This is a genomic window from Catenulispora sp. EB89 (genome assembly GCF_041261445.1).
In the GTDB taxonomy this organism is placed as follows: Bacteria; Actinomycetota; Actinomycetes; order Streptomycetales; family Catenulisporaceae; genus Catenulispora.
In genome coordinates this window covers 234216-255957 of record NZ_JBGCCU010000001.1, presented here as the reverse complement: position 1 = coordinate 255957, position 21742 = coordinate 234216, and the positions used below count along the sequence as shown (strand labels likewise).

At 70.7% G+C, this 21742-nt stretch carries 20 protein-coding genes and 1 tRNA gene; 9 read left to right on the top strand and 12 right to left on the bottom strand.

Translation table 11 applies throughout. The features are described 5' to 3' along the window. The first annotated feature begins 28 nt into the window (after nucleotides 1-28). Both ABH920_RS01200 and ABH920_RS01195 read left to right on the top strand, forming a co-directional pair. A complete protein-coding gene (locus tag ABH920_RS01200; protein WP_370345791.1) occupies nucleotides 29-547 on the top strand; it encodes a SigE family RNA polymerase sigma factor in 519 nt (172 codons plus the stop codon). Next, complete coding sequence (locus ABH920_RS01195; protein WP_370345789.1) at nucleotides 544-1695, top strand: hypothetical protein; 1152 nt, start codon at nucleotides 544-546, stop codon at nucleotides 1693-1695. The genes ABH920_RS01200 and ABH920_RS01195 overlap by 4 nt, the downstream gene beginning before the upstream one ends. Here the strand turns inward: ABH920_RS01195 and ABH920_RS01190 are convergent. From ABH920_RS01190 to ABH920_RS01175, 4 genes are read right to left on the bottom strand one after another with little or no spacing between them, the layout of a single operon-like run. Next, nucleotides 1682-2095 (bottom strand): YchJ family protein, encoded by a 414-nt coding sequence (locus ABH920_RS01190; RefSeq protein WP_370345787.1) that lies wholly within the window; start codon nucleotides 2093-2095, stop codon nucleotides 1682-1684. The two genes, ABH920_RS01195 and ABH920_RS01190, sit on opposite strands and share 14 nt — an antisense overlap. Continuing rightward, nucleotides 2085-2309 (bottom strand): DUF2277 domain-containing protein, encoded by a 225-nt coding sequence (locus ABH920_RS01185; RefSeq protein WP_370345785.1) that lies wholly within the window; start codon nucleotides 2307-2309, stop codon nucleotides 2085-2087. Before ABH920_RS01185 ends, ABH920_RS01190 begins: the two co-directional genes overlap by 11 nt. Before the next feature lie 9 nt (nucleotides 2310-2318). Continuing rightward, nucleotides 2319-3338: a M56 family metallopeptidase gene (locus ABH920_RS01180; protein ID WP_370345783.1), complete on the bottom strand. Its 1020-nt coding sequence runs from the start codon at nucleotides 3336-3338 to the stop codon at nucleotides 2319-2321. Then, the gene (locus ABH920_RS01175) at nucleotides 3335-3694 is read right to left on the bottom strand and encodes a BlaI/MecI/CopY family transcriptional regulator (RefSeq protein ID WP_194919862.1); all 360 of its coding nucleotides are present in this window, start codon (nucleotides 3692-3694) and stop codon (nucleotides 3335-3337) included. The genes ABH920_RS01180 and ABH920_RS01175 overlap by 4 nt, the downstream gene beginning before the upstream one ends. A gap of 164 nt (nucleotides 3695-3858) precedes the next feature. On the opposite strand from ABH920_RS01175, the gene ABH920_RS01170 reads away from it, so the two are divergent. Then, the gene (locus ABH920_RS01170; RefSeq protein WP_370345780.1) at nucleotides 3859-4569 is read left to right on the top strand and encodes a phosphatase PAP2 family protein; all 711 of its coding nucleotides are present in this window, start codon (nucleotides 3859-3861) and stop codon (nucleotides 4567-4569) included. A 71-nt stretch (nucleotides 4570-4640) separates the two neighbouring features. On the opposite strand, the gene ABH920_RS01165 is transcribed toward ABH920_RS01170, so the two are convergent. Together ABH920_RS01165 and ABH920_RS01160 are read right to left on the bottom strand one after the other, a co-directional pair. Next, the gene (locus tag ABH920_RS01165; RefSeq protein WP_370345778.1) at nucleotides 4641-5420 is read right to left on the bottom strand and encodes an MBL fold metallo-hydrolase; all 780 of its coding nucleotides are present in this window, start codon (nucleotides 5418-5420) and stop codon (nucleotides 4641-4643) included. 133 nt (nucleotides 5421-5553) lie between these two features. Continuing rightward, nucleotides 5554-6006, bottom strand: coding sequence for a GatB/YqeY domain-containing protein (locus tag ABH920_RS01160; protein ID WP_370345776.1), 453 nt, complete (start codon nucleotides 6004-6006; stop codon nucleotides 5554-5556). 87 nt (nucleotides 6007-6093) lie between these two features. Between ABH920_RS01160 and ABH920_RS01155 the strand changes: the two genes are divergently transcribed. Together ABH920_RS01155 and ABH920_RS01150 are read left to right on the top strand one after the other, a co-directional pair. Beyond that, nucleotides 6094-7089, top strand: a complete 996-nt coding sequence (locus ABH920_RS01155; protein ID WP_370345774.1) for a metallophosphoesterase — start codon at nucleotides 6094-6096, stop codon at nucleotides 7087-7089. A gap of 81 nt (nucleotides 7090-7170) precedes the next feature. Continuing rightward, nucleotides 7171-7244 (top strand) — tRNA-Pro (locus tag ABH920_RS01150). A gap of 609 nt (nucleotides 7245-7853) precedes the next feature. Here ABH920_RS01150 and ABH920_RS01145 read toward each other — a convergent pair. Further along, entirely contained in the window at nucleotides 7854-9797 is a 1944-nt protein-coding gene (locus ABH920_RS01145; protein WP_370345772.1) for an LpqB family beta-propeller domain-containing protein, read from the bottom strand. A 119-nt stretch (nucleotides 9798-9916) separates the two neighbouring features. Beyond that, nucleotides 9917-11947, bottom strand: coding sequence for a CocE/NonD family hydrolase (locus tag ABH920_RS01140; protein ID WP_370345770.1), 2031 nt, complete (start codon nucleotides 11945-11947; stop codon nucleotides 9917-9919). Nucleotides 11948-12028: 81 nt separating this feature from the next. Between ABH920_RS01140 and ABH920_RS01135 the strand changes: the two genes are divergently transcribed. From ABH920_RS01135 to ABH920_RS01125, 3 genes are read left to right on the top strand one after another with little or no spacing between them, the layout of a single operon-like run. Further along, nucleotides 12029-13561, top strand: coding sequence for a YfcC family protein (locus tag ABH920_RS01135; RefSeq protein ID WP_370345768.1), 1533 nt, complete (start codon nucleotides 12029-12031; stop codon nucleotides 13559-13561). A gap of 45 nt (nucleotides 13562-13606) precedes the next feature. After that, entirely contained in the window at nucleotides 13607-15031 is a 1425-nt protein-coding gene (locus ABH920_RS01130; protein ID WP_370345766.1) for a hypothetical protein, read from the top strand. 2 nt (nucleotides 15032-15033) lie between these two features. Further along, nucleotides 15034-15801, top strand: a complete 768-nt coding sequence (locus tag ABH920_RS01125) for an SDR family NAD(P)-dependent oxidoreductase (RefSeq protein ID WP_370345764.1) — start codon at nucleotides 15034-15036, stop codon at nucleotides 15799-15801. Here the strand turns inward: ABH920_RS01125 and ABH920_RS01120 are convergent. After that, nucleotides 15734-16648 (bottom strand): hypothetical protein, encoded by a 915-nt coding sequence (locus ABH920_RS01120; protein ID WP_370345762.1) that lies wholly within the window; start codon nucleotides 16646-16648, stop codon nucleotides 15734-15736. The genes ABH920_RS01125 and ABH920_RS01120 overlap by 68 nt on opposite strands. Before the next feature lie 137 nt (nucleotides 16649-16785). After that, nucleotides 16786-19020, bottom strand: coding sequence for a transglycosylase domain-containing protein (locus ABH920_RS01115; protein WP_370345760.1), 2235 nt, complete (start codon nucleotides 19018-19020; stop codon nucleotides 16786-16788). A gap of 393 nt (nucleotides 19021-19413) precedes the next feature. Between ABH920_RS01115 and ABH920_RS01110 the strand changes: the two genes are divergently transcribed. After that, nucleotides 19414-19815, top strand: coding sequence for a WhiB family transcriptional regulator (locus ABH920_RS01110; protein WP_370345758.1), 402 nt, complete (start codon nucleotides 19414-19416; stop codon nucleotides 19813-19815). Between the two features lie 192 nt (nucleotides 19816-20007). Here the strand turns inward: ABH920_RS01110 and ABH920_RS01105 are convergent, their stop codons facing one another. Beyond that, on the bottom strand, nucleotides 20008-20823 hold the full coding sequence (locus ABH920_RS01105) for an MBL fold metallo-hydrolase (RefSeq protein ID WP_370345756.1): 816 nt from the start codon (nucleotides 20821-20823) through the stop codon (nucleotides 20008-20010). 16 nt (nucleotides 20824-20839) lie between these two features. Further along, entirely contained in the window at nucleotides 20840-21709 is an 870-nt protein-coding gene (locus ABH920_RS01100; RefSeq protein ID WP_370345754.1) for an NUDIX hydrolase, read from the bottom strand. Nucleotides 21710-21742: the final 33 nt, after the last annotated feature.

Below are 21742 nucleotides of genomic sequence, written 5' to 3'. Positions count from 1 at the left end.
GACGTCGCCGTTGCGTACGGGTGGGGCAGTGGTGTCGTCTGACCGAGAAGCCGGCGACGTCACTGTCGACCTGCTCACGGAGACGTATCGCGACCATTACGGCTCGCTGCTGAAACTGGCCGCGCTCCTGCTGGACGATCTCGCCTCGTGCGAGGACGTCGTGCAGGAGGCCTTCATCCGGGTGCACAGTGCGCGCTCGCGGGTGCGGGACGCGGACAAGGTCCTGGCCTATTTGCGCCAGACTGTGGTGAACCTTTCGCGCTCGACCCTGCGCCGCCGGCTGATAGGCATGCGGCTGGCGCCCAAGCCGATGCCGGACATGGCCAGCGCCGAGGAGGGCGCGTACGAACTGCTCGAGAAGGACGCGCTGATCCAGGCCCTGCGGGGCATCCAGCGGCGCCAGCGCGAGGTGCTGGTGCTCCGCTATTTCTCGGACCTGACCGAGGCGCAGGTCGCGGACCTGCTCGGGATCTCGATCGGGTCGGTCAAGGCTTACGGGTCTCGGGGTATCGAGGCCCTTCGGGTACGGATGGAGGCGTTCCGGTGAGCGCGCCACATGAGGACGACATGGCGCCGCAGCCGCCGGACGGGGACCCGGGGCGGGGCGCGCGTTTCGCGGACAGGCGTGGGGATCCGGGGCCTTCGGACGAGGGCCTCGACGAGCTCGGCGCGGTGCTGCGGGAGCGGTTCCAGCAGGCGGTCTCGACGCTGGAACCGGCGCCCGGGACGCTGGACTATCTGCGGCGCGCGGTTCCGGCGCGGCGGCGCCGGCGCAACGCCGCCCTGGCGGCCACGGCCGTCTCGGTCTTCGCGGTGAGCGCCGGGGCGACACTGGCCGCGCGCGGTTCCTTCGACTCCGGATCCTCGCAGGCCAACGGGACCGCCATCGGCAACCTGATGACCACGGCGACGAACGACGCGCCCGGCGGCGGTTCCGGCCACGGCCCGTCCACGCCCGGCGGCCAGGACATGAGTTCCGGCGACGCGGTCGGCACCGAGGCGCCGTCCTCGCTCGCTTCGGTGTCGGGGAGCTCCAAGCCGTCGTCGGCCACGCTGTCGCAGGCGGTCACGGCGACCGGGAGCCCGCTGGCCCCCTTGTGTCAGAACTCTTCGCTGGCGTCGGTGGTCGCGACCCAGGGCGGCGCGGCCGGGGGTACGGTCTACGAGACCTTCGTGGGGACGGCGAAATCGGCCTGCACCCTGCAGGGGATGCCGGGTCTCACGGTGCTCCAGGCCGGCGGCCAGCCCGCGAAGATCCCGGTGTACAAGGCGGATCAGACTGTCGCGCCGCTCCTGCCGGCGGTCCCGGCCGGGCAGGCGCTGGTGCTCCAAGCCGGCGACCGGTTCGAGTTCCAGCTCGCGTGGGTTCCCACGAGCTGTCCGACGAGTCCTCCGCCGACGACTCCGCCGTCCACGGTGCCACCCAGCAGTGGCAGCCCGACGACGACCGCGAGTTCGTCCGGTCCGACGCCGACGGGGCCGACCACGTCGGCGTCGAGCCAGCCGACGCCGTCCGGGCCGGCGTCGTCCTCCGCGCCGGTGTCCGCGGGCTACTCGGTCGCGTACTCCGTGTACGGATCGCAGGCTGCGCAGAGCGTGAGTTTCCGGGCCGACTGTGGAGCGTCCGTCTATGTGACGCCCTACTTCCAGGCGCCGGGGCAGAAGCGTACGAGCCAGCCCACTACAGCGCGTTGAGGTAGACCCAGTTCCCGTCCTCGCGGACGAAGGAGCTGTTCTCGCGCATGGCACCGGGACGGCCCGCGTCCGTATAGCGCGCGATGAATTCGACGGAGCCGTCGGTATGGAACGTAGTCCCGCCGGTGGTGCCGACGATCTCCAGACTGGTCCAGCGGAGCTTCGGCTCGAAGTAGATGAACGCAGGACGCGTTGAGGAGTGGTGGGACTTCAACAGGTACGCCGCGTCCTCTACGACGAAGGCGCTATAGCGGGAGCGCATAAGCTGCTCCGCCGTAGAGGCTGTCGCTTCTCCAGAGTGCAGCGGGCTACAACAGTCGGTGTACAGCTTCCCGGTTCCGCAGGGGCACGCAGTGGGAATCGCCTTAGCGTTTCCGCCGCGGCGGTCTTTACGCGGCACTCGGCGCCTGCTTACGTACTTCGAGATGGTCCAGAAGGTCCTGTGTCGCGGCGGCCACAGCGGCGACGGCCTGCTCGAAGGCCTCGGTATTGGCCTTGCTCGGCGCGCGGAAGCCGCTGATTTTGCGGACGTACTGGAGCGCTGCCGCGCGGACGTCTTCTGCGGTGGCGTCGTCTACATACGGCTCGCGGAGAGTCTTAATCGATCGGCACATGACTTCAGGCTAATCCCGGCCGCCGACGATCGGGGCGGTTCTGGCCGGCATGCCGAGGTCGGCGACCGTGACATGCGAGTGTTCCACGCTGTGCTGGTGCGCCAGGTGCCAGGCGTCGCGCGCGGTGTCGAAGAAGGCCTCGGTCTCGCGCGCGGAGTCGATGGAGGCCCAGACGGTCGCCGCTATAGCGATTCCCAGCAGTGCGGCCAGTGTGCGGCGGCGCGGAGGGGGAGGCGCCATGAGCGCGCGGACACGCTTGCCCACATGCGCCTGCGCCATCGCCGGGACGGTGCGCGGGAGGTTCGACAGCGCGGCCCGCCCGAGCGCGCGGGCCAGGACCTCCCGGTCGCCGACCGCGACCGCGGCGTCCTCGTCGGCCCAGCGCTCCGTGGCCTCGGTGACCGCGTCGGGCAGTCGCCACAACAGCGGGTTCGCGACCGCGGCCAGGTTGGTCAGCAGCAGGTAGAGGTGGTGCCGTCGGTGCAGGTGGGCCTGCTCGTGGGCGAACATCGCCCGCCGCTGGTCCTCGGTGAGGGTGCGCAGCAGCGAGTCGGTCGCGACGATGCGGGTCGGGATCGCGGCGTGGCCCGGCAGCGACGGGATCCCCGGCACGGCGAAGGCCTGGGCGCGGGGATCCTGGATCACGGCGATGCTGGCCGGATGGGCCGAGAAGGCTTTGGCGAGGCGGTAGGTGCGGGCGGACTCGCGCCACAGCCGGATGCCGGCCCGGATCGCGAAGGGGGCCAGGGCCAGGAGCGCGACGCCCGCGACGGCGCCGGCCAGCGGGCTCACCGGGCCGTCCTTGAGGACCGTGTCGGACAGCCGGCCCTCGGCGGCGATCTCCGGGACGCGCAGGACTGCGATGCCGGTCAGCAGGGCCAGCGAGGCCAGCGAGGTGAGGGCGGTGACCAGGGCCGCGGCGGTGAGCAGGACGGTGGCGACGGCCGGTGGCAGGCGGCGGCCGAGGGTGGGGCCCGCGGCGCCGAGCGCCAGGGCGGCCAGCAGGGGGAGGTAGACGTTGACGTTCACGGAGAGTCCCCCAGCAACTCGCGGATCATCGCCGCGTCGTCGGGGGAGATCTCGCCGAGGAACTTCGAGAGCACGGCGGGGCGGTCGTTGCTGCCTTCCAGCGCCGCGCGCATGGCTTCCGCCGCGAGGTCGGCCTGCTCGACGACCGGCGTGTAGGCGTAGGCCTTACCTTCACGGACTCGGGTGAGCATCTTCTTGTCGTGGAGCCGGTCCAGGATCGTCTTCACGGTGGTGTAGGCCAGGCCGCCGCCGACCTGCTCCTGGACCGCGGCCGGGGTCAGGGGGCCGCCCGCCGCCCACAGCGCGGCCAGCACTTCTTGCTCGAGTGCTCCGGAGGGTCTGCGTCCGGTGGCCATCAGGCGGTCTCCTCACACGTCCGGCTCCGCGGTCGCGGTGTCGTCCGCATAGATGCTACAGCTTGTAGTAGATTACTGCGCGGGAACGTCTCGTTCACCGGGCGTTCACCAGTCTGACCTGCACGGCCCATGAACCGCATCCCCCGATCGTAGGAGTATCCGCGATGCCGAAGGTACGCCACTGGTTGGCGATCCCGCTGGCCCTGTTCGCCGCCGCCCTGGCGCTGGGGCTGGTCGCCGCGCACACTTCGCTGACGCGGAGTACCGAGCTGTCGTGGAACTCACATCTCCAGCAGCTGCGGACCGGCTGGCTGAACCGGGCGATGCTGGACCTGGCGGACGTCGCCTCGCCGGTCGGGGGACTGGTGATCCTGGCGCTGATCACGCTGTTCTTCCTGTGGCGGCGCAATCCGGTGCAGGCCGCCGCCACGTTCCTGGTGATCGCGGTCGGCTGGAACAGCTCGGAGATCGCGAAGCTGATCGTGGCCCGGCACCGGCCGCCGACGGTGTACTCGCTGGCACCGGAGACCGGGTCGAACTCGTTCCCGTCCGGGCACACCGCGTTCGCCTTCTCGCTCGCCGTCGCGCTGTGCCTGCTGGCCGCGCGGACCCGGTGGTTCGGGCTGACGGTCGCGCTGGCGACGGTGTGGACGCTGCTGATCGGCTTCGACCGGCTGTACATCGGTGCGCACTACCCCTTCGACGTGCTGGGGTCGGTCCTGGTCAGTTCCGCGGCGATCATCTTCCTCACCGGTCTGTGGCACGGCTGGATCGCGCCCAACCTGTACCGGGTGCCGCTGCTGGACCGGTTCGGGCCGGTCCCGGGGCCGGTGGCAGTCCCCGAGACCGCTTCGGTCGCCGGCTGGAACGGCTAGAACGGCTAGAACGTTGTCGGCCGGGTTCCTCCGCCGCGCAGAAGCTGCTTAGAAGCTTGCTCAGTAGCTGCTCAGAACCCGGCGGACTCGCCGGGCTTGAGCAGCCGCAGCCGGTCGCTCAGGCCGGCCGCGGCGAACGCCTCCTGGAGCTGTTCGCCGCCCTCGCTGAAGTGCGCCCACTGCTCGAAGTGCAGCGGGACCACCGCGCCGGCCTGCAGGATCCCGGCCGCCTCGGCGGCCTCGGCGCTGGTCAGCGTCAGGTAGGCGAAGTCCAGCAGCGGGGTGCGGGCCCCGCCGGCGAACAGCAGGGCCACGTCGACCGGGGCGTAGCGGGCGGCGATCTCGCGGACCCGGTCCAGGGAGGCGTTGTCGCCGCTGATGTAGACGGTCGGCAGGTCCTCGCCGGTCAGCACGAAGCCGGTGACCTCGCCGACCAGCGGCTCGCTGCCTTCCGGGCCGTGCAGCGCCGGGACCCCGGTGACCAGGGCGGTGCCGCCGCCGGGGCGGTCGAACTCCTGGCTGACCCAGTTCGGCAGGCCCAGCACCGCGCCGCCGAGCCGCTCCTCGGCCGAGCGGGTGCTCAGGACCAGGCGGGCGGTGTCGACGTAGTCGCGCCCGGCGTCGTCGAGGTTGTCAGGGTGCTGGTCGTGGGACAGCAGGACGACGTCCACGGCGCCGACCTCGTCGGCGGTCAGGGCGGGTCCGGCGGTCTTGGTCAGGATCCGCGTGCCGATCGGGTGATCGCCGGGCGGGTCGAAGGTCGGGTCCACGAGGATCGTGACGCCGCCGTAGTCGAGCAGGGCCGAGGGGCCGCCGAGGTAGCGGACCGTGAAGGTCTCGGGATTCGCCATGGATCAACATTACGGCCGAACGCCCGGGGGCGGACATGGCAGCGGCGTCGATCGACGTGCTTTGCGATCGACGCCGCGTCCAACGTGACGGCTTTGCCGTAGGGAGCCTCAGCTCCGAGGTGCCTTACGGGCCTCAGGCCAGCGCGGACTTCACCGCGGCGGCGACCCGGCCGCCCTCGGCGCGTCCGGCGATCTTCGGGTTCAGCGCCTTCATCACCAGGCCCATGCCCTTGGGGCCCTCGGCCCCGGTCTCGGCGATGGCCTCGGCGACCAGCGCGGTCAGCTCCTCGTCGCTGAGCTGCTTCGGCAGGTAGCGGGCCAGGACCTCGCCCTCGGCCTGCTCCCGGGCGGCCTGCTCGGGGCGGCCGCCGTTCTCGAAGGCCTCGGCGGCCTCGCGGCGCTTCTTCGCCTCCCGGGTGAGTACCTGGACGACCTCGGCGTCGGACAGCTCGCGCGCCGCCTTGCCGGCCACCTCCTCGTTGCCGACGGCGGTCAGAGCCATCCGCAGGGTGGCGGTCACCAACTCGTCGCGGCTCTTCATAGCGGCGGTGAGATCGGTGCGGAGCGTTTGCTTCAGCGCGGTCATGATCATCCCTTCTGGCTGCCACACCAGTGTGTCACCAACTCCCCCGGTCCGGCCGCGAGATTTCCTCCGAGGCCGATAATGGAATCCATGCGGAAGCTCGTGACAGTCCCGGTGTCCCTCCTCGGCGCGGCAGCAGCCGGCCTGGCGTACGCCCACAAGGTCGAGCCCAACCTCTTCCGGCTCCGCCGCTACGAGGTCCCGGTGCTCCCGCGCGGGGTCCGGCCGTTCCGGATCCTGCAGGTCTCGGACATCCACATGATCCCCGAGCAGTACCGCAAGGTCCGCTGGCTGCGCTCGCTGGCCGCGCTGGAGCCGGACTTCGTGGTGAACACCGGCGACAACCTGTCCCACCCGGACGGCGTCGGCTCGGTCCTGGACGCCCTGGAGCCGCTGATGGAGCTGCCGGGCGCCTTCGTCATGGGCTCCAACGACTACCTGGCGGCCAAGCCCCTGAACCCGACGAAGTACCTGCGCGGCGGCGACCCGAGCAAGCGCACCCGCGGCCAGGGCCCGGCGAACGACTGGCAGAAGATCCGCGACGGCTTCACCAAAGCGGGCTGGCTGGACCTGACCAACCGCACCGACCGCCTCACCCTCCCGGGCGCGGCGGGCCCCGTGGTGGGCCTGGTGGGCGTCGACGACCCGCACATCCGCCGCGACGACTACGCGACGGCGTCCAGCGCCCTCACCACCGCCACCGAAGAGGCACAGAGCCCCGGGGCCACCACCGCCTCCGGCACACCCGGCACGTCCGGCACCCACAGCGCCGCCCGCACCCTCCCCGACACGGACCTGACCATCGGCGTCGTCCACGCCCCCTACCGCCGCGTCCTGGACGCCATGTCGGCAGACGGCCTCCCCCTGATCCTGGCCGGCCACACCCACGGCGGCCAACTCCGCCTCCCCCTCTACGGCGCCCTGGTGACCAACTGCGACCTCGACCGCCGCCGAGCCGCCGGCCTGTCCACCTACGCGGAGTCCCACCTCCACGTCTCAGCCGGCTGCGGCACCAGCCGCTTCGCCCAGGTCCGCTTCTGCTGCCCCCCGGAGGCCACCCTGCTCACCCTGACGCCCCGCTCCTGACCCCGCACACGAAGCCCTGACCTGCACGGTTAAGTCGTTTTCGCTATCCGGCCACGTTTGGGTAGACTGTCCACGCACGATCGGGGTGTGGCGCAGCTTGGTAGCGCGCTACGTTCGGGACGTAGAGGCCGCAGGTTCAAATCCTGTCACCCCGACCCAGGTAAGAGGCTCGTCTCCCTTCAAGGGGGGCGGGCCTCTTCCAGTTAGACCGTGCGGTGATGATGCCGTTCTGCGCGCACCCTGACCTGATCGGACCAGCTACCCCGCCAGGCGTCTATCCAAAGGACCGGCGCTCCGGAGTGCGTTCCAGGCGGCACCCAAAGATGGCAGTCGACCAACACCCATGTTCCGGGTTTCGGGCACTGCCCTTCCCACCACGTATCGCAGCGCCCAGCTTGATCGAACCAAACGAGGACCTTCGTTCCGCGCTGAGCCCGCTGGTAGACCATCTCGACATGTCCAAGCATCGTCTGAGTCCGACGACCAGCCGGCGCCGGCATTCTCGCGTAGCCGGCAATGCGTGACCACTCCTCGTGCGCCTTCGCATCTCGACGCCGACCGAACACCCGAATCCCCCTCAAGACGGTGAGATGTATGGACGACACCTCATAGCGGGCGAGTGTACGTTCGCCGCGCCCTCCAGGAGAAGGGGCCCGGAGGATCATCCTCCGGGCCCCTTTGCTTGGCATCGCTACCCGCTTGCCACCCGATGTCCCTCCAGCAGCCGAAGGGGCATCGAGCGACTACTACATCCCAGGCCTGCCCTAAGGCAGCTCGGGCAGAACCCGGTTGGTGTGGCTCACCCAGCCGGTCCGCGCGGTCGCGTTCTCCAAGGTGGCGACGGCGGCGTCGGGGACGGCCTTGGTTCCGCCGAACACCAGGATCTCGTCGGGTGCTTCGTAGGGTCGGGTACTGATGTGCAGCAGTTCGGTGGTCGGCACCGTCGGGCCGTTGCTCAGCAGCAGCGGGGCTCCGTGTGCGGCTGCGATCGCGCCGCCGGCCAGGGCGTCGGGCCAGGTGTTGCCGGTGGCCAGGCCCACGACCTGTTGTGTGCTTCCGTACTCTGCGGCGAGGCGGGCCGCGGTGTCGTAGCGGTCTATGCCTCCGACCTGGGCGAGGTCGGTGAAGGGTAGGCCGTTGAGGCTGTTCTCGGCGTTGTCCGCCGGGCCGCCGACGGCCAGGACCGACGGTATGACGGGCTTCGTCAGGCTGGCCGTGAGGTAGGTGCGGACCTGGGGCGGGAGGACGCTGTCGTTCGTCAGCAGGACCACCGCGCCGGTGCGGGCGCCGGCGGTGGCGCCGGCCGCTAGGGCGTCCGGGTAGTTGTTGCCGGTGGCGAGCAGGATGGTGCTCGGGTCCGGGGTGATCTCCTCGGCGATCGCCACGCTCGTCTGGTAGCGGTCGGGGCCTTGCAGCCGCTTGGTGGTGAAGCCCTGGTTGTGGAGCGCCTGCTCGACTGCGGGGGACAGTGCCTTCGGGCCGCCGAGCAGGTAGACCGTGGCGCCGGGGGCCAGGGCGCGGTGTAGTTCGGCCGCCGTTGACGCGTCGAGGCTGTCGGTCGGGGTGAGGAGCAGCGGGCCGTGCTTCTCCGCGGCGAGTGCGCTGCCGGCCAGCGCGTCGGCGTAGGTGTCGGAGCGCGAGAGTACGGCTACTGGTGCGGAGTGGTCCGCGAACTGCAGGCGGCTGGCGTTGATCGCGGTGCCGAAACGGTCCGCTCCGGCCACGCGGTCCGCGGTGGGCGCCGGGGCCGGGGCGCCGTGGTACGCGTGTGGCTGCCAGGTGAGCTTGCTGCCGACGCCGAACGCGGGGGCGACCTTGGCGACCGTCTTACCCGTCAGGTCCGCGATGGTGAGGGTGCCCGACGGCCCCTCGCCCGAACCGTAGGCGAACTCGGTCCCGTCCGGCGACCAGGCCACCTCGGACGCGGTGGCGGCGGTGGAGATCGTCGTGCACGAGCCGCCGGACACTGGCAGCACGCAGACCTTGTCCGCTGCCTGCGGGTACATCAGCGAAGTTCCGTCGGGAGAGAAGTCGTAGCCCGATATCGCTGCCGGCAACTGCGTGGTCTGGCCGCTCGCGGCGTGGAACAGGTAGCTGGTGTTGCTGAGCGATCCGTTGGAGACACGGACGTCATAGGCGATGTCGCCCTTGCTCGACACCTTGAAGGAGTCGATGTTCGGATTGCCGGGGCCGGTCACGGTGACGACCGGGACCGCTCCGCCGCCGTCGGGGGACATGCGGACGATCGTCGCGACCAGGTTCCCGGACTTCTTCTCGCTGCCGTACTGGACGATGTAGATCGACTTGCCGTCGGCGCTCCAGGCGATGTCGGCCGAGTTCGTCCAGGCGACCGCGTGGGCGTCGGATCCGTCGGCCGCCATGACGTACAGCCGCGACGGGCTCTTGGTGGTGGCGACGAGCGCCAGCTTCGAGCCGTCCGGTGAATACGCCATCGAACTCACCCGGGCCATGCCGCCGGTCATGGGCGGCTGCGGCATTCCGGCGGGCCACCACTGCCTCGGGTTCGAGCCGTCGGCGTTCACGGACGCGAGGAGCGGCCCGTTCGAGGGCTGGGAGCCGGGCAGGAAGGTGATGACGCCGCTCAGGTCGCCGGGCAGGCTCGCGCCTGCCGACGGACTGACTGTCGCCATGGCGATGACGCTGCTGAGCACTGCTGCAGCGGACAGGAGACGGGACTTCTTCGGCATATTCGTGAGAGTAGGCGCCTTCGCCTGCTGATTTATCAGCTGGTATGCGGAGACGGACTACGTAAGAGCCTTGGGACACTGCTCCGAGGAGGGCCCAGGTTTTTCGGCTGGACCAGGTGCTAGACCAGGTCGCGGGGCACCGAAGTCGTCCAGCTCTTCGTGAAGACCTCCACCCCGTTCTCGTAGGCGACCAGCCGGTCCACCACCAGGAACTCGGTTCCCGTACACGTCATCCGCGAGAACGTCCGCACCTCCGTCTGCCACGCCCCGCGGCCGATGGCGTCGGTGCGCTCGCACTCCACGACGGCGGATTCCGGGTCGGCTTCGGTGAGGTGGAAGCGGTTCAGTTCGGTCTCGGTGCGGGTCAGGCCGTCGGTGTGGTCGGTGGTGGTGCCGTCGGAGAACGTCATCTCGACCACCTGCGTGCGGGTGACCGGGTCCCACGTGATCGTGCGGGTGGCGGGCACGTCCACCACGTCGAACGGGCTCGGCGGGTCGGGCCGCGGCGGCGCCGTCGGTGTGCCGTCCAGGGCCGGGTCCGGGGTGCGGAACGGGAGGTGCAGGGTGCCGCCTTCGGGATGGATGGTCACCGCCGTGGAGGTGGGGGAGGGCCACAGCCAGGGCCAGAAGGACGCTGACACCGTCAGCCGGATCCGGTTGCCCGCGCCGAAGGCGTGCCCGGTGGCGAACAGGGGGATCGTGACGCGGTACGCCTGGCCCGGCTCCATTGGCTCCGGCTCCTCGTGGCTCTCCCGGTGCGTCAGGTTCAGTGCGCCGGTGGTGACCAGGCGGGAGGTGCCGTCGGGGGTGACCTCGCAGAGGCGGACCGCGAGTTGGGCGGTGGGCTGGTCGGCGTCGACCAGCAGCTCGACGCTCGCGGGCCCGAGGATCTCCAGCTGCTCGGGCAGCGGGCAGGACGTGAACGTGTGCGACCGTCCGTCGTCCGCGGCCTGGTCGCCGGGCCGTCCCGCGACGTCGCCGAACTGCAGGACGTTGCCGGCCGCCGAGCCGATCGCCAGCGGCGAGCGCAGCACCGCCTCGTCGCCGGTGGCGGTCAGCGAGCCCGTGGTCGGTTCGTGCAGGTGGAGGTGGCGGCCGATCAGCCGACAGGTGTGAAAACCATGCCGCTCCGCGTTTTCCGGCGGCCAGGTCGGCTCCACGACCCAGCGCCCCGGGCGCTCGTCCACGTCCGAGCCGAACGGTGCCGGATCCGGCATCCAGGCCCGCAGCGCGGGCAGTTCTTCATCCTGGTCCGCGTTTTCGCGGAGGAACCGGTCAAACCATTTCAAACATTCGCCGATGAAATCCATCGCGGGTCCGGGGGCCGCCTGGTGCGGATATGTATGAGCCCAGGGGCCGATCAGACCTTTGACAGGAGTGCCCAGCGGAGTGAGTTCGTCGAGGAGGCGGAACACCGCGCCGCGGTAGGGATCGGCCCAGCCGCCGACCGCCAGGACCGCGGCCTTGATGCCCGACGGATCCTCGATCACCGAGCCGTGCCGCCAGTACGCGTCGCGCCTCTGATGGGCCAGCCACGTGCCGATATACGACGGCGTCTCCGCCATCCGCCGGAACCATTCCGTGCGCCAGCCGGCGCCGGCCACGTCCGGGTCCGGCGGCCGCGCGTTGTAGCAGAGCATGGTCGAGGCCCAGGGCAGCGCCTCGGAGGCGACCAGCGATCCGCCGAGGTAGTGGACGTCGTCCGCGTAGCGGTCGTCGGTGGAGCAGACGGTCACAATGCATTTCAGTTGGGGCGGGGTCAGGGCCGCGACTTGCAAGCCATTGAAGCCGCCCCAGGACTTTCCGATCATCGCCACACTGCCGTCGCACCAGGGCTGCGCGGCCAGCCACTGCAGGATCTGCAGCGCGTCGTCCTGCTCGGTGGGGTGGTACTCGTCGAGCATGATGCCCTCGGAGTCGCCGCTGCCGCGGTTGTCGACGCGCAGCGCGGCGTAGCCGGCGGCGGCGAAGGCGGCGTGCAGGGTCAGGTCGCGGGGCGCCGTGCCGTCGTTCTTCCGGTAGGGGATGTATTCCATGACCGCCGGCTGCGGCTCGTCGGTGTCCGCGGGCAGCCAGACCCGGGCCGACAGCCGCACGCCGTCGCGCATCGGGATCCAGACATGGCGCAGGACGCGGACCGGGTGGCTCATGTGTTCCAAAGTTCCACCCGGAAAGCGCACCGGCTTGCGAGCCTCACCCATTCGGGGCGGTCTTTCTGTGACATTCGGTGCATGGCGGACAACCAGCAGCAGGACAAACGGGATGAGCAGGACGCCGGCGGCGCGCGCACGCGCTCCTTCCCCAGCGCCATGACCGTCCTGGCGATCGTCACCATCCTGGTCTGGATCGCGGCCTTCTTCATCCCGAGCGGCGAGTACGAGCGCAACGACGCCGGCAACCCGGTCCAGGGCACCTACCACCGCATCTCCTCGCCCCTGTCCTTCGGCGGCCGGGTCAGCAACCTGGCGATGTCCCCGGTCAACGGCCTCTATGGCATCCAGGACGCGAAGTCCGGCCAGGTCTCCACCGAGAACGACGGCTCCCTGTACGGCAGCGTCGGCGTGTTCTTCTTCGTCCTGGCCATCGGCGCCTTCATCACGGTCCTGTTCGCCACCGGCGCCCTGGACACCGGCATCGGCCGGCTGGCGCACCGCCTGCGCGAGCGCGGAGCGCTGCTGATCATCGCGATCATGGCGGTGTTCGCACTGCTGGGCTCCGTCGAGGGCTGGTCGGAGGAGACGCTCGGCTTCTACGGCCTGATCGTGCCGCTGTCGCTGGCGCTGGGTTACGACCGGATGGTCGCGGTGGCCGCGATCCTGCTCAGTTCCGGCATCGGCGTGCTGTGCTCGACGGTGAACCCGTTCGCCATCGGCGTCGCCTCCTCGGCCGCCGGGATCTCGATCGGCGACGGCATCGTGCTGCGCGGTCTCATGCTCGTCGTGCTCACCGCCGTGACCATCGCGTTCGTCCTGCGCTACGCCTCGCGCGTGCGCACCGACCCGGCCCACTCGGTCGTCGGCTTCCTGCCCGGCGACCACGAAGTCGCGGCCGGCTCGGCCGAGGAGCCGCCGCCGCTGACCACTACGCAGAAGTCCGCGCTGATCGCCACCGGGCTGACCTTCGCGCTGATGATCTTCTCGGTCATCCCGTGGGCCTCGGTGATCACCGGAAAGTCCGACGCGGCCGCCTACTCCTGGCAGCTGGACTGGTCGTTCCCGCAGTTGGCTGCGATGTTCCTGCTGGCCGGGGTGGTGATCGGGGTGATCGCGCGGATGAACGAGGCCAAGCTGACCGGCACCATCATCTCCGGGGCCGCCGACTTCATCTCGCCGGCGCTGGTGGTGGCGCTGGCCCGGGGCATCACGGTGATCATGAACAACGCGAAGATCACCGACACGGTGCTGCACGCGCTGGAGGGCGCGGTGCACGGCACCACATCGGCGGTGTTCTCGATCCTGGTGTTCGTGGTGAACCTGCCGCTGGCGTTCCTGATCCCGTCCACGTCCGGGCACGCCACGCTGGTGATGCCGATCATGGCGCCGCTCGCCGCCTTCGCCAACGTGCCCAAGTCGCTCGTGGTCACCGCGTGGTGCAACTCGAACGGCTTCATGAACCTCTTCGTCCCGACCAGCGCCGTCATCATGGGCGGCCTGACGCTCGCCAAGGTCGGTTACGACAAGTACATCCGGTTCATCCTGCCGTATCTGGCGGTGATGTTGGTCATGATCTGTGGCTTCCTGGCAATCGGTGCGGCCATTGGCTAGGCCGAATGGGGTAGTAATCCCCGTCCCTCGGGTAGCGTACGGTCCATGCTCGATACCTGGCATGGCACTCACGGGGCGGACCGCTTCGACCTGACCGCGCTGCCCTGGTGGCGGGTCTGCCGCGTCGACGCGGTCGCCCCCGGGCAGGGTGCGGTGCAGTCGTTCCTCGACGACCTGTGCAAAGCGTTCGCCGACCAGGGCCACGAAGTCGGCCGGCCCACCTCGGTCGCCGGCGCCGGCAAGCGCGTCGAGCTGGACGTGCTGCTGGTCCACATACCCGTCCCGGCCGGTCCCGGCACGCTGCTGGACCGCGTCGCCGAGCAGTACCCGCCGCTGATGGTGAGTCTGCGGCGCACCGGCGACGTGCGCGGCGGGGTCCGGAACCTGGTCGGGGTGTTCGAGGTCGACGAGCCGCTGGCCGGGGCCAAGCACCTGGAAGTGGTCCAGCTGGCCCGGGTCCTGATGGCCCGGGTCGGATCGCCGAAGACGCTCTTCGTCTATCCGGACCCGGAGACCGGCGAGATCCGCGAGGCCACCCTGTGCACCATGGAGGGCGGCCACCCCTCCGTCACCGTGGACATAGTCCGGGACATTCGCGACCGGCTGGTCGCCACGGCCTGCGCCACCGAGGTCAACGACCGCCTGGACCGGATACCGGACTCGGTGCAGACCTCGGCCTTCGACGCCGCGCACGCCCCGCAGGTGCTGGTCACCGCCGGGCGTCGGATGGGCAGCCTGGGCCTGCTGCCTCCGCCGCACCGCGTCTCCGACTACGTCTCGGTCACCATGGCCTCGGCCTACCAGCGCTACCTCGGCATCAAGGGGTTCAGCGAGGGCATGATGTTCGTCTTCGACCCGGACCTGCAGGCGCTGGTGGTCACCGCGTCCGGCAGCTTCGAGGTCGACAAGCGGGACCTGCGGCCCGAGGACGTCGTGGTGGTCGACCACCAGCTGGACGGCGGCCGGCTGCGGCTGCTCGAGGTCGGCGGCGCCGGGCAGAAGGGCCCGTCGGTCGAGGCCTGGGAAGTCTGCGCGCTGATGGCCGCGGCCCCCAAGATCCGGGTCAGCAAGGACGCCAGCGGGATATGGCGCCCCGATCCCGACGGCACTGTCGAGGTGCCTTCGGTCCGCGGCGGCCTGCACGCGCACGTCGGTGTCGACGAGGCCGACGAGACGCTGATCGAGAGCATCCCGCCGGACCGCGCCGCCTACCCCTACGGCTTCGGCTGCGGAACCGACCTGATGGTGGACGTCGCCGCCGCGACCGTACGGCGCTCGCAGGCCATCAACGACGCCGGCGACTCCCGCTCCTACGTGCGCTGGCCGATGCTCTACCACGGCGAGATGGCCGTGGAGCTGTGGACGCCCGACGTCCCCGACGAGCCGCTGACCGGCCTGCTGGACCTGTTCGACCCGGCCGGCCGGGCCGCGATCGCCTTCCGTACCGACAACGTCGACCAGCCGGTGTGATGATGAAGCAGACCTATGCCAGAGCCCTGGTGACCGGGGCGTCGTCCGGGTTCGGCGAGCAGTTCGCCCGGCAGCTGTCCGCCCGCGGCACCGCGCTGGTGCTGGTCGCCCGGCGCGGCGAGGTGCTGGAGAAGCTCGCCGCCGAGCTGGGCACCGAGACCGAGATCCTGCCCGCCGACCTGACCGATCCGGCCGGGCTGGCGGCGGTCGAGGAGCGTCTGCGGGACACCGCGAAGCCGGTCGACCTCCTGGTGAACAACGCCGGGGTGGGCACGACCGGCGAGTTCGTGAAGCTGCCGGCCGAGGGCGAGATCAACAAGGTCGCGCTGAACGTCATGGCGCTGATGCGGCTGAGCCACGCCGCGCTGCCGCGGATGACCGCGGCCGGCCACGGCGGCATCCTCAACCTCTCCTCGCTCGCGGCCACCTCGCCGACGCCGCGCGCGACGACCTACGCCGCGAGCAAGGCGTTCGTCCTGACCTTCAGCGAGAACCTGCACCGCGAGACCCGCCGGAACGGCGTGCACGTCACGGCCCTGGTGGCCGGCCCGTCACCGACGCCGCTCACGGACCACGGGTTCGACAACCGGCTGCCGAAGTTGTTCTGGCAGTCGCCGGAGGCGATCGTGGCGCGCGGGCTGGCGGCGGTGGCGGCGGGCAAGCCGGTGTGCATCCCGAGCCGGGTGCTGGCGTTCGCCACGGTCACCGGGTCCCGAATGCCCCGGGCCTTTCAATACCTGGTGGGAGACTTGTTGATCGGCTCCAAGTGACGCCGAACAACGAGTAGATCCTGGGGATGAGATCGGCGGCGCCGTCGTAGTACTGCCGGATGCCGCCCTGCGGGGCGATCACGACCTCGCCGCAACCGCTGGCCTGTGCGGCGACCGCCGCCAGGCCCGGCAGCGTGATCTGGACGGTGACACCCACGTCGGCCGGGCAGTTCTTGGTCCCCGGGACCGGCGGCTGCAGGGCGTTGAGCAGGTCGACGACCTTGTGGACGACAGCCGGGTCGGTGCTGACGCGGGTGGCGGTCTCGTCGGCGGACAGCGTGAACTGCGGGTCCGTCGCGTTCACGGTGACCACGGACACGGACGGCGCGGTGTAGCCGAGCGTCGAGCCCGCAGGGCGCGACGGCGTCCAGACGTCGGAGGCGTCGAGCCGGATGATCGTGCGGCCGTCGGACGCGCTCTGCGGCGTCACGATCAGCCAGTTGGTGCCTCCGGGGAAGGCGAAGATCAGGAAGCCGGGCCCGGACCCGCTGACCGATCCCGACAAGGCCGACCCGGTCGGCGGATGCGCCTTGACCCAGGCCAGTACTTCGTCCGGACTCTGCGAGGTCTCGTACCAGCCGACCGAGGCGACCTGGGTCAGCGCGTCCGATTTCGTCGGCGGGCGGTCCAGGCCGGACGGCAGCGGATCCGGCTGGTTCGCGACCCTGGCCGCTCCCGGCGGGGGCTGGAAGGCCGCGAGCATCTGGACGACCTCGCGCTGGGCCGCCGCCTCATGGGGATCGTTCGCTGAGGACGATCCTGCGGGCACGATCGATCTGGTCGCCGGCGATGCCGGACCGGAGGACGACGCCTGTGCTCCCACCGCGGCGCCGGACACGACGGCCACCGCTGCCAGAGTCGCGCCGATCCAGCCCGGAGTGTTCCGTAGGTTCGATCGAGGAGACTTCATGAACGTTCGACGGGGCACGGAACCGCTCGGTTCCGTGCCCCGCCGTGATCCTTTCGCGGCTGTCGCCCGTCGGGCTACTGCCCGCCGATGAATCCTCCGATGAACCCGCCGGTGCCGCCGTTGGCGCCGCCGGTCTGGCCGCCGTTGGCCTGGCCGGGCGGCGGGGTGGGCTGGCCCGGCGGCGGCGTCGGCTGCGTGGGCGGCGGGATGTCGCCGGGCAGCTCGGGCATCGAGAAGCCGGGCGGCGTGGTGCCGGCCAGGGCGCCGTTGACGGCCTGGCCCCAGATCGGCGCGGCCAGACAGCCACCACAGACCTTGTCGTAGTACTGACCGTGGATCTTCACGTTGACCAGGCCCTTGTCGCCGGGCTTCGGCGAGACCACGCCGACCCAGACCGCGGCGGCCAGGTTCGGGGTGTAGCCGTCGAACCAGGTCATCAGGCGGCTGTCGTTGGTGCCGGTCTTGCCGGCCGCCGGGCCCGAGAAGTAGGTGCGGATGCTGGACGCCGTGCCCTTGTCCACCACGCCCTGCAGCATCCCGGTCAGCTGGTCGGTCAGCGAGGGGTCGATGGTCTGGTGGCAGTCGGGGGTGGCGACCGGGTACTGCTTGCCGGAGGTGTCGGTGATCGAGGAGATCGCCGTCGGCTTGCAGTACATGCCGTGCGCGGCGAAGGTCGCGTAGGCGTTCGCCATCGCGATCGGCGTCACCTGGTTGGTGCCCAGGGTGAACGATCCGACCTGCTGCAGCCGCTTGCCGGCGCCGCTGTCGCTGTCGATCGTCAGACCGGCGGCGGCGGCCAGCCGGGCCGGCTCGCAGATGCCGGTCTGCTCCTCCATCTTGATGAAGTAGTTGTTGACCGAGTTCCACAACGCGCTGGTCATGGTCTGCGGACCCTGTTCGGCCTGGGTCTCGTCGGTCGGCTTCCACTTCGGGTCCTGGGTGAAGCCGGCCGGGGTGTCGCAGGTCGTGAACTTACTCTGGGTCTCGTCGATCTGGTACGGCAGGTCCTGGACGTACTGCGGGGTCAGACCCTTCTCCAGCGCGGCCATCGCCACGAAGGACTTGAAGGTCGAGCCCGCCTGGTAGCCGTTGCCGCCGCCGTGCGAGGGGTCGGCGGCCAGGTTCAGATAGGTCTGGCCCTCTCCGGTGCCCATGTTCCGGCTCTGCGCCATGGCCTTGATCTGGCCGGTGCCGGGTTGGATCATCGCGATCGCCGCGCCCGGGACGTCGGTGGGCAGCACGTTGTCGTTGATCGCCTTCTCGGCGGAGGCCTCCATCTTCGGGTCCATCGTGGTCTTGATGGTCAGGCCGCCGCGGTTGAAGAAGGCCGCGCGGTCGGCCGTGGTCTTTCCGTATATCGGGTCGTTGAGGATCTCCTGCTCGATGTACTCGCAGAAGAACGCCGTGCTGCCCGGCGCGTAGATGCAGCCGGAGTGCTGCGCCTGCAGGTTCAGGCCCAGCGGCTGCGCCTTGAAGGCCGCGGCCTGCTCCGGCGTGATGTAGTGCACGGTCGGGTCGGCCATCCGGTCCAGCACGGTGTTGCGCCGGTCGGTGGCCGCCTGCGGGTGCTTGGCCGGGTCGTAGGCGACCGGGTTCTTCAGCATCCCGATCAGGGTCGCGGCCTGCGGCACGGTGAGCTGGCTGGCGTGCACGCCGAACCAGCGGTCGGCGGCGGTCTCGATGCCCGAGACGTTCTCGGCGAACGGCACCAGGTTCAGGTAGCGCTCGAGGATCTCGGTCTTGGAGAACTTCTGCTCGACCGCGATCGCGTACTTCAGCTCGCGGACCTTGCGGGCCATCGAGTCGCCGGTGGCGTCGGCGTAGGCGGCCTTGTTGTTGCCGGCCTCCAGCACCAGGACGTTCTTCACGTACTGCTGCGAGATCGAGGAGCCGCCCTGGTTGGATCCGCCGAGGTCGGAGACGAACGCGCGGAGCGTGCCCTTGATGTCGATGCCGCCGTGCGAGAAGAAGCGGGAGTCCTCGGTGGCCACCAGGGCCTGCCACACGTTCGGGCTGATGGCGTTGAAGGGCACGATGACCCGGTTGCCGAAGTCGCCCCAGACGGTCGCCATCACCGAGCCGTCGGCGGCCAGGATCTGCGAACGCTGCGGCAGGTCGGGGGTCTTCAGGTCGTCCGGGATGTCCTCGAAGTGGTCCGAGGCGCTCTTGGCGGCCAGCCCCGCGGTGCCGACGAAGGGCAGTGCCATACCGGCCACCAGCACGCCGGCCAGCGCACTGATCATCAACAGGCCGAACAGGGCGCGCAGCGGACCGCTGCCGCGGAAGGGCCGGGGCGGGTGCGAAGCCATGGGGGACAGACTACGACGTCAACCTCGACCCGGGTGGGCGGGTGGCGCGGTCGGGGCGCACGCGCCCTGCTCCTTCGTACCGCCGCTGTTCAGCGCCGCGCGGGGGGCCGCGGCGGCGCCGCGAGCGGAGGGTGCGGCATCTGCGGCGATCTAGTCACAAAGGACCATAGGAATTGAGTACATCGGGGACTGTTGCGCCCTCCCGATCTTCCGTATTGTGCTGTTTGGCTGCCGAGATCGACCCTTCCACCAGGTCGGATGCGTTTCGGTCCGACCGACGGGCCGGCCATCACCAGCGCGTCCGGGTCCGAGGACGGCTGTCGGTGAGGGGAAGGGCCGCTGTCGGCTCCGCCGTTGGGGGAGCTCGATCTTTGCGAGAGGACGGCACCGGCGATGAGCTGGGTAGAGGACTGGACCGTTGTGGCGGCGTGCCGCGGCATGGATCCGGATGAGCTGTTCGTGCAGGGGGCAGCTCAGAACCGGGCGAAGACCGTGTGCTCGGGGTGCCCGGTGCGCACCGAGTGCCTGGCCGACGCGCTCGACAACCGCGTCGAGTACGGAGTGTGGGGCGGGATGACCGAGCGCGAGCGGCGTGCGCTGCTGCGCCGGCGCCCCGAGGTGCGCTCCTGGCGGCAGTTCCTGGAGGCCGCCAAGGAGCACTACGAGCGCAACGGGGCCGAGCGCACCGGGGGCGACCTCGGTACCGCGGCGGAGGTCGACGCGCGGTTCGCCGCCGCGACCCAGGCCGCCATCCCTCGGCAGCGCAGCGAGGCCGGTTCCTTCGGCCGGGCCTGATCCGTCCCCGCGCGACCCGGCCGCGGCCGGCGAGCGCGAACCACCGGTGGCCATCCACCCGTGGTCAAGCGGGTCCTCAGGGCTCGCTGACGCCTGCTGCCGTGCGGTGCGAGCCGCACGGGCAGCTGTCCTGTCCCGCGGTGCGCAGCTCGGTGTTCAGCTCAGTATCCGGCTCAGTGTCCAGTTCGGTGCCTAGTCCGTGTCCAACTCGGCGCCCAGGTACTCCAGCTGGGCCCGCACCGACATCTCGGCCGCGAACCTGACCGCCGGATCCACGTCCGCGTACACCCGGTCCACCACGTCGGCGGCGGTCTCGTCGCCCGCGGCCAGCGCCGCCCGCACCTGCTCCAGCCGCTGCCGACGGTGTTCGAGGTAGAACTCGACGACGCCCAGCGCGTCGGCCGGCACCGGTCCGTGCCCGGGCAGCACGGTCTCCACCTCGTGCGCGGACGCCAGGTCCCGCAGGTGGCGCAGCGAGTCGAGGTAGTCCCCCAGCCGTCCGTCCGGATGCGCGACCACGGTCGTGCCCCGGCCCAGGATGGTGTCGCCGGTCAGGACCGCGCGATCGTCGGGCAGCACGAAGCACAGGCTGTCCGCGCTGTGCCCGGGCGTGGCGACCACGTTCAGGCGCAGCCCGTCCAGGTCCACGACGTCGCCGCCGACCAGCCCCTCGTCCCCGAGCCGGAACCGCGGGTCCAGCGCGCGCACCGGCGCGCCGGTCAGCTCGGCCAGCCGCGGCGCGCCCTCGGAGTGGTCGAAGTGCCCGTGGGTGAGCAGGATCAGCCCGATCCGCTGCTCGCGCTCCTCGGCCGTGGCCAGGACCAGCTGGAGGTGGTCCTCGTGCAGCGGCCCCGGGTCGACGACCACCGCGCGGCGCGCCCCGGGCTCGGCGAGCAGCCAGGTGTTGGTGCCGTCCAGGGTCATCGGGTCGGCGTTGGGGGCCAGGATCAGGGTCGCGCGCTCCGTCCCGGCCTCGGGCCGGACACCGGGCTTCATCAGGTCGTTCATCGCCGCCCCGCCTCTGTCAGAGTTCCCATTCGAGGTGCCAGGACCCGTCGCCGTGGCGTCGCACCGTGGCCATGATCGGCTTCAGCGGGCGGCTCGCCGCGGCTGCCACCGCCTCCTCGGCGGTGCCGAAGCCGTGCACCTCGCGCAGCGTGGTGACGGTCGGCGGGAGCATCAGGGCCCGGCCCGCGACGTGGTCGTCAATAGCCTGTCGGGGCTGCATCCAGATGGTCGACTCGGTCTCCCCCGAGACGTCCCGGGTCCGCTGGCCGGCCGGCAGCGCCGAGACGAAGAACGCGGTGTCGTAGCGCCGCGGCTCGAACTCCGGGGTGATCCAGCGGGACCAGCCGCCGAGCAGGTCGGTGCGCAGCACGAGCGACCTTTTTGTGAGGAACCCGGCCAGTGATGTTTCCCGTGAAACCAACGCCCGCCGGTCGGCTTCCCAGTCCTCGTCGGTGGTGTCGGCGACCACGGAGTGCTCGTCGGGGCCGGCGAACAGGACGCCGGACTCCTCGAAGGTCTCCCGGACCGCCGCGCACAGCAGCGCGCGGGCCTCGGCCTCGTCGCTGCCGAAGCGCCGGGCCCAGTCCGCGGCCGACGGCCCGACCCAGGCGATCTCGGCGTCGGCGTCGCGCGGGTCGACCCGGCCGCCGGGGAAGGCGTAGAAGCCGCCGGCGAAGGACATCGAGGCGGCGCGCTTGAGCAGGTAGACGTCCGGGGGCGCGTCCGCGCGGTCGCGCAGCAGCACCACGGTCGCGGCGTGCTTCGGGGCCACCGGGGTGAACTCGCCGCGCTCGTGGGCGGCGATCTGCTCCTCCCAGCCCTCCGGCACCCGCGCGCTGAGCCGGCTGCCGGCCGGGGCTATGTAATCCCCGCCTTGCTGCGACATGCGTTCCCCTTCCTTGTCTGGTTCCCGCCGCGG

Coding starts and splice junctions, on each gene's coding strand:
- ABH920_RS01185 (WP_370345785.1), bottom strand. CDS start 2,309: ATGTGCCGATCGATTAAGACTCTCCGCGAGCCGTATGTAGACGACGCC.
- ABH920_RS01175 (WP_194919862.1), bottom strand. CDS start 3,694: ATGGCCACCGGACGCAGACCCTCCGGAGCACTCGAGCAAGAAGTGCTG.
- ABH920_RS01170 (WP_370345780.1), top strand. CDS start 3,859: ATGCCGAAGGTACGCCACTGGTTGGCGATCCCGCTGGCCCTGTTCGCC.
- ABH920_RS01165 (WP_370345778.1), bottom strand. CDS start 5,420: ATGGCGAATCCCGAGACCTTCACGGTCCGCTACCTCGGCGGCCCCTCG.
- ABH920_RS01160 (WP_370345776.1), bottom strand. CDS start 6,006: ATGACCGCGCTGAAGCAAACGCTCCGCACCGATCTCACCGCCGCTATG.
- ABH920_RS01155 (WP_370345774.1), top strand. CDS start 6,094: ATGCGGAAGCTCGTGACAGTCCCGGTGTCCCTCCTCGGCGCGGCAGCA.
- ABH920_RS01145 (WP_370345772.1), bottom strand. CDS start 9,797: ATGCCGAAGAAGTCCCGTCTCCTGTCCGCTGCAGCAGTGCTCAGCAGC.
- ABH920_RS01140 (WP_370345770.1), bottom strand. CDS start 11,947: ATGAGCCACCCGGTCCGCGTCCTGCGCCATGTCTGGATCCCGATGCGC.
- ABH920_RS01135 (WP_370345768.1), top strand. CDS start 12,029: ATGGCGGACAACCAGCAGCAGGACAAACGGGATGAGCAGGACGCCGGC.
- ABH920_RS01130 (WP_370345766.1), top strand. CDS start 13,607: ATGCTCGATACCTGGCATGGCACTCACGGGGCGGACCGCTTCGACCTG.
- ABH920_RS01125 (WP_370345764.1), top strand. CDS start 15,034: ATGAAGCAGACCTATGCCAGAGCCCTGGTGACCGGGGCGTCGTCCGGG.
- ABH920_RS01115 (WP_370345760.1), bottom strand. CDS start 19,020: ATGGCTTCGCACCCGCCCCGGCCCTTCCGCGGCAGCGGTCCGCTGCGC.
- ABH920_RS01110 (WP_370345758.1), top strand. CDS start 19,414: ATGAGCTGGGTAGAGGACTGGACCGTTGTGGCGGCGTGCCGCGGCATG.
- ABH920_RS01105 (WP_370345756.1), bottom strand. CDS start 20,823: ATGAACGACCTGATGAAGCCCGGTGTCCGGCCCGAGGCCGGGACGGAG.
- ABH920_RS01100 (WP_370345754.1), bottom strand. CDS start 21,709: ATGTCGCAGCAAGGCGGGGATTACATAGCCCCGGCCGGCAGCCGGCTC.